The organism is Puia dinghuensis (assembly GCF_014642875.1).
Classification (GTDB): Bacteria; Bacteroidota; Bacteroidia; order Chitinophagales; family Chitinophagaceae; genus Puia; species Puia dinghuensis.
In genome coordinates this window covers 248,725-260,180 of sequence record NZ_BMJC01000004.1, presented here as the reverse complement: position 1 = coordinate 260,180, position 11,456 = coordinate 248,725, and the positions used below count along the sequence as shown (strand labels likewise).

Annotated in this window: 10 protein-coding genes; 6 read left to right on the top strand and 4 right to left on the bottom strand. The window is 51.2% G+C overall.

The window, feature by feature from the left end; all coding sequences use genetic code 11:
- Nucleotides 1-240 precede the first annotated feature (240 nt).
- Entirely contained in the window at nt 241-1,365 is a 1,125-nt protein-coding gene (gene mqnC / locus IEY39_RS18945) for a cyclic dehypoxanthinyl futalosine synthase (protein WP_188934495.1), read from the bottom strand.
- Between the two features lie 105 nt (nt 1,366-1,470).
- On the opposite strand from mqnC, the gene IEY39_RS18940 reads away from it, so the two are divergent.
- The 5 genes from IEY39_RS18940 (at nt 1,471) to IEY39_RS18920 (ending at nt 7,852) form a co-directional block, all read left to right on the top strand.
- Nucleotides 1,471-2,724: an aspartyl protease family protein gene (locus IEY39_RS18940; RefSeq protein ID WP_188934493.1), complete on the top strand. Its 1,254-nt coding sequence runs from the start codon at nt 1,471-1,473 to the stop codon at nt 2,722-2,724.
- 80 nt (nt 2,725-2,804) lie between these two features.
- Nucleotides 2,805-4,043, top strand: coding sequence for a M16 family metallopeptidase (locus IEY39_RS18935; RefSeq protein ID WP_188934491.1), 1,239 nt, complete (start codon nt 2,805-2,807; stop codon nt 4,041-4,043).
- Nucleotides 4,044-4,051: 8 nt separating this feature from the next.
- Nucleotides 4,052-5,362 (top strand): M16 family metallopeptidase, encoded by a 1,311-nt coding sequence (locus tag IEY39_RS18930; RefSeq protein WP_229688983.1) that lies wholly within the window; start codon nt 4,052-4,054, stop codon nt 5,360-5,362.
- Nucleotides 5,363-5,481: 119 nt separating this feature from the next.
- Nucleotides 5,482-5,847: a phage holin family protein gene (locus tag IEY39_RS18925; RefSeq protein WP_188934489.1), complete on the top strand. Its 366-nt coding sequence runs from the start codon at nt 5,482-5,484 to the stop codon at nt 5,845-5,847.
- A 19-nt stretch (nt 5,848-5,866) separates the two neighbouring features.
- Nucleotides 5,867-7,852, top strand: coding sequence for an alpha-ketoacid dehydrogenase subunit alpha/beta (locus tag IEY39_RS18920; RefSeq protein ID WP_188934487.1), 1,986 nt, complete (start codon nt 5,867-5,869; stop codon nt 7,850-7,852).
- Nucleotides 7,853-8,000: 148 nt separating this feature from the next.
- Here the strand turns inward: IEY39_RS18920 and IEY39_RS18915 are convergent, their stop codons facing one another.
- From IEY39_RS18915 to purN, 3 genes are all read right to left on the bottom strand, one after another.
- Nucleotides 8,001-8,543 (bottom strand): DUF8685 domain-containing protein, encoded by a 543-nt coding sequence (locus tag IEY39_RS18915; RefSeq protein ID WP_188934485.1) that lies wholly within the window; start codon nt 8,541-8,543, stop codon nt 8,001-8,003.
- An 18-nt stretch (nt 8,544-8,561) separates the two neighbouring features.
- Entirely contained in the window at nt 8,562-9,317 is a 756-nt protein-coding gene (locus IEY39_RS18910) for a carboxypeptidase-like regulatory domain-containing protein (protein WP_188934483.1), read from the bottom strand.
- A gap of 66 nt (nt 9,318-9,383) precedes the next feature.
- Nucleotides 9,384-9,962, bottom strand: a complete 579-nt coding sequence (gene purN / locus IEY39_RS18905; RefSeq protein WP_188934481.1) for a phosphoribosylglycinamide formyltransferase — start codon at nt 9,960-9,962, stop codon at nt 9,384-9,386.
- A 222-nt stretch (nt 9,963-10,184) separates the two neighbouring features.
- On the opposite strand from purN, the gene IEY39_RS18900 reads away from it, so the two are divergent.
- Nucleotides 10,185-11,444, top strand: a complete 1,260-nt coding sequence (locus IEY39_RS18900) for a c-type cytochrome (protein WP_188934479.1) — start codon at nt 10,185-10,187, stop codon at nt 11,442-11,444.
- The last annotated feature ends 12 nt before the right edge of the window (nt 11,445-11,456 follow it).

The following is an 11,456-nucleotide window of genomic DNA, read 5'->3' as shown; positions in this document are numbered from 1 at the left end:
CGGTTAATTGCAGCTATAAGCTCCTTATTCTCCAGGCTTCTTATTCGGTTAATATAATACCCAAAGAAGTTGAAGAGAAGCACTAACACTAACAGAACCACCGAGATACGTACTAGTTTGCGAAAAGGGCTTTTCATGGAATGAATGACCTAAAGATCTTCGCTATAGGAACGTAAAATCAGCGTTTTAAGTTTCCAACTCTTTCAAAAAAAACGCGGGTAAACCCTTACATACTGGTAATTAGTAATTTATAAGTTGCTCTTCTATATTTGAGGGTATTTGCCGCCATTCATACTGCTGGTTGCGCAGCTGGGGCTCGAAACCGGCTTCCCGGATGGCTGCCTGGATGCCCCTCGCAGTAAATCGATGAGGTGCGCCGGCCGCGCTCACCACATTTTCTTCGAGCATAATGCTGCCGAAGTCGTTGGCGCCGGCATGCAGACATAGCTGCGCGGTCTGCTTGCCCACCGTCAGCCAGGACGCCTGGATGTTCTTTACGTTCGGGAGCATTATACGACTAATAGCAATCATTCTGATATATTCCTCCGGTGTCGTAAGGTTATGTACCCCGCGGATGCGGGTGAGCAGCGTGTCCACGTCCTGGAAAGTCCAGGGGATAAAAGCCAGGAACCCTTTGGCCGAGGCCGGCTTCCTTGCCTGCACGTCCCTGATGCGGATGAGGTGTTCCATCCTTTCCTGCAAGGTCTCCACATGGCCGAACATCATGGTGGCAGACGTGGTGATATGCAGCTTGTGGGCTTCGTGCATGATATCAAGCCATTCCTGCGCACCGCATTTTCCTTTACTGATGAGGCGGCGCACCCGGTCGATCAGGATCTCCGCACCCGCTCCCGGTAACGAGTCCATACCTGCTTCTTGCAGCGCCGTCAGCACGTCGTGATGGCTCATTTTTTCTTTCTTACAAATATGTGCCACCTCGGGCGGCCCCAGCGTGTGCAGCTTCAAGTTAGGATACAACTCTTTTAATTGCCGAAACAGCGTGGTATAGAAGCTAAGCCCCAGGTCGGGGTGATGGCCACCCTGCAGCAGCAGCTGGTCGCCGCCCCAGCGGAAGGTCTCTTCTATCTTTCGCTTGTAGGTATCGATATCGGTGATATAGGCATCGGCGTGGCCGGGAACCCGGTAGAAATTGCAGAATTTGCAATTGGCGATGCAGACATTGGTCGTATTGACATTTCGGTCGATCTGCCAGGTGACCTTACCATGCGGAACCTGCTTCTTGCGCAATTCATTTGCCACGTACATCAGCTCCGTCAGCGGAGCCTGCTCAAAAAGATATACACCTTCCTCGATGTTGAGGAACTGAAAGTTCAACGCCCTCTCATATAAGTCCGGGAGATTCATATTACTGCTTTGTGCCGACAAAGGTACGCAACCCGGGAATAATATAGATGAGCGGCTTGATAGAACAACAAATACGATTTATATTTAATGAACCAATGTCTAACTATGCTTAGCTTAGAGAAACATCTTTCACTGTTTTATCGCATCCGCATCCGCCCTCGTTTCTACCGTTCGTGCCTGTTATTACTGGCTGCTATCGGGTTCATCACTGGCGGAACACTGGGCGCACAGGAGACCTTCGTCCAGCCTCCTTCCAGACTGATCACCTCCTTTCCCTTCACGACATTCACCGGTGGCGTTATTCTTATAAAAGCCCGGCTGGATAATTTCCCTGACAGCCTCAATTTTATCCTGGACACCGGCAGTGGCGGCATCTCCCTCGATTCGCTGACGTGTGTAAGACTGAGGCTGACGCCCCAGCCTTCGGATAAGACCATCCTGGGTATCGCCGGTGTGCGGAAGGTGAAGTTTCTGTATAACGAGACACTGCGTCTCCCCGGTCTCACGGTGGACAGTCTCAATTTTCATGTCAACGATTACGATATCCTCACCAGCGTATATGGAGAAAAGGTGGACGGCATCATCGGGTTCAGCTTCTTTTCCCGGTATATCGTCCAGATCGATTATGATAGCATGCGAGTCAAAGTCTGGTCGCACGGCAACTTCCGGTATCCAAGAGGCGGTTTTATGATGCGTCCCGTCATCGCCAGTCTGCCTATCCTGGGTGCGGAGGTGATGGAGGCGAGGAAGGTCTTCGCCCGCTTTTATTTCGACACCGGCGCCGGGCTCTGTGCCTTGTTCTCCTCGGATTTTATCAGTGACAGTACCCTGCTCGATTCCCGTAAAAAAGAGTACTATACTTCGGCGCAGGGTCTGGGCGGGAAGGCCATCATGCGGCTGACAACGGTGAAAGAGTTGCGCATCGGGCCCTATCGCTTCCGGCATGTCCCTAGCTATGTCTTTGACGATCAATACAATGTCACTTCCTATCCAAACTTAGGCGGACTCGTGGGCAATGATATCCTCCGTCGCTTTAATGTGACGCTCAATTATGATCGCCGCGTCATTTACCTTCTTCCCAACTCCCACTATCGCGACCTGTTTGATTATTCCTATACCGGGCTTGGCATTTACTGGATGGATGGCGAGATCAAGGTCGGGGATGTCATGAAGGACTCCCCTGCCGAAAAGGCGGGTTTGAAGGAGGATGATATCCTGCTATCGGTGGGCAACAATTTTAGCAATAACATTCAGACGTATAAGAACCTGCTCCAGAATACGGGGGATAAATTAAAGCTCATCGTCAACCGGAATGGCGAGCTGCTCCAGCTCAGCCTGCAGGTAAAAAGTATCAGGTAGGATGGGCCGGAGGCCCCAGATAGGCCGGAGGCCTATCGCCCGAAGGGCAGACATCAGATTTTCCGTACTTTTACCGTCCTATGATCAAATATGACAGGTTTGAACTCGCTAACGGCTTACGTGTTTTAGTGCACGAGGATGCCTCCACTCCAATGGTTGTTGTCAATGTCCTCTATGATGTAGGCGCCCGGGATGAAGACCCTAAGAGAACAGGTTTCGCCCATTTGTTCGAACACCTCATGTTCGGCGGGTCTGTCCACATAGAAGACTTCGAAACTCCGCTGCAGCTGGCGGGTGGCGAGAACAACGCCTATACGACAAACGACTTCACCAACTACTATATCCAACTGCCCGCGGAGAATATCGAAACGGCCTTCTGGCTGGAGAGCGACCGCATGCTGTCCCTGGCCTTTAGCGAAAAGAGCCTGGAAGTACAGCGGAAAGTGGTGATGGAAGAGTTTAAGGAACACTATATCAATAAGCCGTATGGCGATGTCTGGTTCAAGATGCGGGAGCTGGCCTATAAACAGCATCCCTATCGCTGGATGACCATCGGCAGCAAGCTAAGCCACATCGAAGAGGCAAAGCTCGAAGATGTAAAGGAGTTCTTCTTCAAATACTACCGGCCGGCCAACGCTATCCTCGTGGTGGCGGGGAAGGTGACAACTGATCAGGTTCGCGCTCTGGCGGAAAAATGGTTCGGAGATATCCCTTCCGGCGTGAAATATGTCCGGCGGCTGCCGAATGAGCCCAAACAACATGAGGCGCGCAAGCTCACCGTAAAAGCGCCTGTTCCCCTGGACGCTCTGTACAAATGTTACCCCATGGCGGCACGTGTTGACCCGGGTTACTATGTTGCCGACCTGCTTACAGAAGTGCTTGGCAGCGGTGCTTCTTCCCGGCTGCACCAGAGCCTCATCAAGGAAAAGAAGCTATTCAGCCAGATAGAATGCTATCACACCGGCTCCAACGACCCGGGACTGGTGGTCATCGAAGGGAAACTGATAAAAGGCGTCAGCATGGAAGCCGCCGACCAGGCCGTGGAAGAAGAGTTGGAGAAATTAAAGGCCGCGCCCATTGCGGAGAAAGAGCTGACCAAGGTTAAGAACAAAACCGAGTCGGCCATTGTCTTCGAAGACATGAGTGTCATGAACCGGGCCAATAGCCTGGCTATATACGAGCTGTTGGGCGATGTGAACATGATGAATACCGAATTACAGAAATACCAGGCCGTCACGGCTGATGAGATGCTGGAAGCAAGCCGCAGCATCTTCGATCCGCTAAACAGCAATACCCTCTATTATTACAGCGAAAAATGAGTTTTGGCATGGGTGTACAAACTATTAAGTCGATTTTAGACAGAACAATCGCGCCGCCGATAAAAGATGCTATCGAATTCGATCTGACCTTACCGCCTTATCGCAGGCATGTCCTTTCCAACGGCATAGAAGTATATGCCATCGATCTGGGCAATGTGGAAGCTATGATGGTCACATGGATCTTCTATGCCGGCAACAGCTTTGAAAAAAAGAAGGGAGTTGCCGCCGCCGTCAATAGCCTTTTGAAGAACGGGACCTCAAAGCGCAAAGCCTTCGATATAAACGAACACTTCGAATATTATGGCGCCTATCTCAATCGCGCCGCACATCACGAGACAGCGGAGATGACCCTGCATTGCCTCAATAAGCATGTCGGGGAGCTGCTGCCGGTGGTAGCCGAACTGGTCACCGACTCGGTCTTTCCCGTAGAAGAGCTCGATATCTACAAGAAAAATGCTCAGCAGCGGTTACAGGTAAGCTTGAAGAAAAGTGATTTCGTGGCCACACGGCTCATCGATGCTTACTTATATGGACCGGAGCATCCCTATGGGCGGTACATGCAGTTGGAGGATTACCAGCAACTGGAAAGGGAAGACCTGTTGGCCTTCTATCACCAATACTACCAGGAAGGAACCTGCCGTATCCTGGTGGCCGGGAAGCTACCTGAAGATATCATCCCCCGGCTGGAGGCTTCTTTTGGCAGCCTGACCATTCACGCGCCGCAGAAAGGAGTATCCCTGCCCGCGCCCGCCATCATCCCCGCCGCGGAAAAACGATACCAGATAGCCAACGATCCCAACGGGGTACAAGGCTCTATCCGCATCGCCCGCAATTTCCCCAACCGGCACCATCCGGATTTTCAGCGGGTGCAGGTGCTGAACAACGTGTTCGGTGGCTTCTTTGGCTCCAGGCTGATGGCCAATATCCGTGAGGATAAAGGATATACCTATGGGATTTACAGTTATCTCGTGAACAATATGCAGGAAAGCGCCCTGATGATCAGTACGGAGGCGGGGAAAGAAGTCTGTGCGCCGGCCATAACCGAAGTGTATAAGGAGATGGACCTTCTGCGGGAGGAGCTGATCGATGAGGAAGAGCTGCAGATGGCGCGAAATTTTGCCATCGGGACTATTCTAGGCGATCTGGACGGTCCCTTCCAGGTGGCCAGCCGCTGGAAGAATATCCTGCTCAACGGACTGGATGGAGATTACTTCAAGGAAGGGGTCAGGATCATCAAGACTATCGGTCCGGAAGAGCTGCGGGAATTGGCCAGGAAATACCTCCGGCCCGAGGAGTTCTTCGAGTTGGTGGTGGTCTGAGCGGGCCCGAGGCCCGCTGGCCGAAGGCCCATCATTAGCCGTTATCCGGCCGAAACCAAAATTTCGAAGAAGGGTTCGGCTGGATAACCAGAATGCCGTAATTTCAGAAAAAGTTTCACATGAATTTCCTGCTCCGCATACTTATCACAGCGGTAGTTGCTTTTGCATTGTCTTCTGTGCTGCCGGGTATTCATATCAATACTTTTTGGACGGCGGTGGTGCTTTCCCTTGTGCTGGCAGTCTTGAACTTTTTTCTGAAGCCTGTGCTTATTATTCTTACCCTGCCGATCACCGTTCTTACCTTCGGATTATTTCTTTTTGTCATTAATGCCCTTATTGTCTGGTTTGCAAGCGAAAGTCATTTGGTCCGTGGGTTTCACGTGGATGGATTCGGGTGGGCCCTGTTGTTCAGCCTGCTTTTATCCTTGCTAACCTCCTTATTGTACAGGGATAAGGATAGAGAAGAGGAAAGAAGGCGATACTAAAATTTTAGATAGGAAGACCATGCACTTTGAAAGAAAAAACTGCAGCAACGAAGAGTTGATCCGCCTTTACAAAAGTCTTTTACTGCCCCGGATGATCGAAGAGAAGATGCTGGTCTTATTGCGGCAAGGCAGAATCAGCAAATGGTTTAGCGGCATCGGTCAGGAAGCCATTTCAGTGGGCGCCACCCTCGCCATGAAACCGGAAGAATGGATCCTCCCCCTCCACCGCAACCTTGGAGTGTTCACCAGCCGGAACATGCCCTTGTCGAAACTGTTTCTGCAATGGCAGGGAAGCCAGGACGGCTATAGTAACGGACGGGAAAGGAGCTTTCATTTCGGCAATCGCGAGCATGCCATTTGTGGCATGATCTCCCATCTTGGTCCGCAGCTTGGCGTTGCCGATGGCATCGGCCTCGCGTATAAATTACAAAAGAAGAACAAGGCGACGCTGGTTTTCAGCGGCGATGGCGGTACCAGCGAAGGAGACTTCCACGAAGCCCTCAACGTAGCTTCCGTCTGGGATCTGCCCGTTATCTTTCTCATCGAGAATAATGGCTATGGCCTGAGCACGCCGGTGTCGGAGCAATATCGTTGTGAAAGCCTTGTCTATAAGGCCGAGGGATATGGCATGCAAGGTGTTCGCATCGATGGTAATAATATATTGACTGTTTATGACACGCTTCGCGGCATCCGGGAATACTGTATCAAATACCAGCGGCCTTATCTCGTCGAATGTATGACCTTCCGGATGCGGGGCCATGAAGAAGCCAGCGGCATTAAATATGTGCCGCAGGAGTTGCTCGAGGACTGGGGAAAGAAAGACCCTGTAGCCAATTTCGAAGGGTTTCTACGCGAGCAGGGGGTGTTGGACGACAGCCGCATCGAACAGCTCCGCGAAAACATCCGGGAAACCATCGAGCTGGAGTTGAACGAGGTGGCGGGGCCTGTCCACGTTGTACCGGATACGGAAGAAGAATTGGTGGATACCTATGCGCCTGCGCCATATGTAATAGAAGAGATGCCTCCCGTGGATGCCGGGACGCCGGAGAAGCGGCTTGTCGACGCCATCAGCGAAAGTCTCGATCAATCGATGCAACGCCACAGCAATCTTGTCCTCATGGGGCAGGATATCGCCGAATATGGCGGCGTCTTCAAGGTCACCGAAGGGCTGATGGAAAAATATGGAAAAAGCCGGGTAAGAAATACCCCACTGTGTGAAAGCGCCATCGTAGGCTGCACGCTGGGGCTCAGCCTGGAAGGATACAAAAGCGTCATGGAAATGCAGTTCGCGGATTTTGTCACCGCGGGTTTCAACCAGATAGTGAACAATCTTGCAAAGATCCACTACCGCTGGGGCCAGGCGGCGGACGTTGTTATCCGGATGCCCACCGGTGCCGGTGTCGGTGCGGGTCCCTTCCATTCCCAAAGCAACGAAGCCTGGTTTGCTCATGTGCCCGGACTCAAGATCGTCTATCCCTCCACACCCATGGATGCAAAAGGATTGCTGGCTGCCGCCATCAACGATCCGAACCCAGTCCTTTATTTTGAACATAAGGCGTTGTATCGTAGCATTACCGGACCGGTGCCTGAAGACTATTATACAGTGGAGATCGGGAAGGCCAGGACAGTACAGGATGGTGACGACCTCTCCATTATTACTTATGGCGCCGGTGTTCATTGGGCGTTGGATTACCAGCAGTCCCATCCTGAACTTTCCCTGCATGTCCTCGATCTTCGCACGCTCCTGCCGCTGGATTACGCGGCTATCCGCGAAACTGTCGCGCGGACAGGTAAGGTGCTTATCCTGCATGAGGATACCCTGACGGGGGGCGTTGGCGCGGAAATTGCGGCATTCATCGGAGAACACTGTTTCTCCATGCTCGATGCGCCGGTGCTTCGATGTGCTTCGCTGGATACCCCGGTGCCGTTTAATACCGATCTGGAAAAGAACTTCCTCGCCAGCGCCCGGCTGGACGAATATGTGCAAAAGTTGTTGATTTACTAGATGGGTCAAGTTTTGCACCATTCATGCACAAAACTTGAAAGTGAAAAGAAGAATGCATATCTTTACACCAAATAGGATAAGGTTTAATGGTTATGGAACTGATTAGGGCGACCTCCCACCAGGGAGGTTTTTCTTTGACCCTTCGGTTTTACTCGCTTGTACCTTTCTCTCCTACAAAATACTGCTCCTTATTTTTGAATAACACATTAAAGGTGGTGAAAGACCCATAGACGCGGGTTATATATTGTTGCAGATTCACCTTCTCTTCGTCACTCAATCCCTTGTGCCCATTTATCTGTTGTTCGAGCACCCGCAGGCGGTCGCGGGCCATCACAATTTTATGAAAGAAGACATCGATCGGTACTTCTTTTGGCTTTATCGATTTATCACCGGGCTGAAGCACGAGCTGCCCGCCTTTCCATTTATCACCAAGCGGCACCACTTCGGTAAGGCCGCCCCAAAGCCGGAGGATGCCGAGTAAGGACTTCTCCATCTCCGACTGTGTTTCCACTTCGACAGTGACATTCTCCGGGATGATCTCATCGAGCTGAGGGTCGTCTTTCTTAATCTCCCGGATGCCATGATGAATAAAAGAAATAAGATAATCAGCGTAGCGAACTCCGACGATCACGCCGGGTCCCAATGCCGTGTGTTGGAGGCGGGTGCCGACACCCAATGTCAGTTGATCCATATTATATAGTCTATGATTTTAGGGGTGATCCTTCCGGTCTGCCTGGTATTCATGAAAGGCCAGCTTGATATAGTCCAGCAGATCGTAATCCGTCGCCCGGTGACAGAAGTCGTAGGAGGGGCGGTAGCGAGCCATAAAGCTGTCCAGCTCGTCGCCTTCGAGATGGGTTATCTTGAGTACGGTGCTCCGGTTGAAACGATAGTCGACATACTTTTCCCTTTCTTCATCCTCCAACCTACGCTGAAAGGCAAGCGTTCGCCTGGTCTTGGCGCGATCGAACATCTCGATCAGCTGATTCAGATCGACACCGACGCCTCCCCCGTCCTGGCCTGTCGTACTATTTAGCTTAAAACCCGGCTTCTTGTAATTGAAGATCTTGGCATAGTCCTGCCGGTTTTGCAAGGAGTCATAATGATAGTTGCGGGGCATCACCTTTACTTCTTTAAGGGTAACGGGGTCAACATGGAGGGCGATGTCGAAACCGTTCAGAGAGTTGATGTTGCTAATGGGGAATTTGGCGGTCTCCCGGCCAAGATAGGAGAAGTAGAGCGAATCTTTTATGCTTACGGTGATAGCATAGTTGCCATTGGAGTCCGTCGCGGTACCCCTTCCCATGGTGCTCATGACACTGACCCCGTCCAGTGGCTTGGTGCGATACATATTGAATACCGTCCCATGGATGGTCACTTCCTGCCCCCTGGCCTTGCTGCAAAAAAGGAGAAAGACAAAAAAGGATAAGGGAAGCAGTAAGTTCTTATGGGTAGAAAATGCCAATGGCTAATTATTTTAATCGTAATACTACTACCAAAATAGGACAAACCAGCGGCCGGAGCCGCATTTTTAACGCCGATTTTGCAACTTCAGCACCTCCTCGATCACCCGCGGAAAGTGCTCATATTCCAGCATATGCACCTTTTTTGCGAGCGTGTCGGGGGTGTCGTCCTTTTCGACGCTGACCCTGGCCTGGAAGATCGGCTGGCCGTGATCATATTGTTCATCCACGTAGTGAATGGTAATACCTGTTTCTATTTCCGCCGCCGCGATCACCGCCTCATGCACAAAGCGGCCATACATCCCTTTGCCGCCGAATTTTGGGAGCAGGGCGGGATGGATATTGATGATCCTGCCGGGCCAGGCCTTGATCAGCACCTCGGGCATCTTCCATAAGAATCCTGACAGCACGATGAAGTCGATCTGTTTTTCACGCAGCTGCTTTACATAGGCATCTCCCCGGAAAAAAGGTTCTTTTTCTATTAATAAGGTGGGAATGCCTTCCCGCGAGGCAATGTCCAGCACTCCCGCGCCAGGTTTATTACAGACGATAAGTGCGACTTTGATGGTGGCGTGATGACGAAAATGATCAATGATCCGGGCTGTGTTCGTCCCTGTTCCGGACGCGAAAATGGCAATCTTCTGCATGCGCAAAACTACATTGCCTACAGCGATTTTAGCTGCCTATTTTGTTCGCTGCATGCGTTGACAATACTATGACAGAAGGTCAGAACGATTTGACGTAATTCGCTGAAACCCACGCCAGACGCGGGAAAAAAAATTTTCTGCATGTTGATATATTGTTAAAATCCTGACTTATTTTTGCAACCTGTTAAGGAGATTTTTCCACATTTATACACTTTTGTATATATGACCAACCACAGACCAACAGTCAAAAGGCTAATATTCAGTATCCTCCTCCTCTCTCTGTTTTCCCTCGGAAATAGGTTGTTTGCTCAGGACGGTAAGGCTTTATTCCAGACGAATTGCGCCTCGTGTCACAGCCCTTTTAAGCAGATCATCGGGCCGGCTCTGAAGGGGGCAGTTGACAGGATCCCTGACAAGAACCTGCTCCACGACTGGGTCCGTAATAATACAAAGGTGTTGGCTTCGGGAAATCCCTATTTCACTGGGTTGTACAATCAGTTCAAGGTCCCGATGAACACGTTCCCCTCCATGACAAATGGCGAAATCGATGCCATCTTCAAGTATGTGGAAGCTGCTCAGCCGCCACCTCCTCCGGGTCCGGGAAATACCGTTGACAACAAAGAACAGGAAAGCGACAACACCCTGCTTTACGGTATCCTGACCCTGATCCTCGCGATCATCATGTTTGTGCTCCTTCAGGTTAACAGCAGCCTGAAAAAGCTCTCCGACGACAAAGAAGGTATTCCCGCCGCGGAACCCGTTCCCTTCTATCGCAATAAGGCCTATATCGCCATGCTCATCCTCGTGGTCTTTGTCGCCGGGGGTTACCTGGTTGTAGAAGGCGCCATCGGTCTTGGCCGGCAACAAGGTTATCAGCCTGAACAGCCGATCTTCTACTCCCATAAAGTTCACGCCGGCATCAACCAGATCAGCTGTCTGTACTGTCACAGCAACGCCATGGACAGCAGACACGCCACCGTGCCGCCGCTGAACGTCTGTATGAACTGTCATGCCGCGATCAACGACTACACCAAGGGCCCGCAACTCTATCGCGAAGACGGCAGCAAGGTAGACGGTACGGCAGAGATCCAGAAGCTGTATAGCTACACCGGCTTCGACCCCAAGACAAACTCCTATAATCTTGCCAATGCAAAGCCGGTGCAATGGACCAAGATCCACAATCTCCCCGACCACGTATTCTTTAGCCACGCTCAGCACACAAAAGCTGGCCAGGTACAGTGTCAGACCTGCCACGGACCCATCCAGGAAATGGATGAAGTAAGACAATTCGCTCCGCTGAGCATGGGTTGGTGTATCAACTGCCACCGCACCACCAAGGTGAACTTCCCCGACTCCTCAGGTAACGGGAATAAATTCTACAGCATTTACGAGCGTTTTCATAAAGATTTGAAAAACGGCACTATGGACTCGGTCACCGTTGAGAACATCGGCGGCACCGAATGTCAAAAATGTCACTACTAATTTTCTACTACC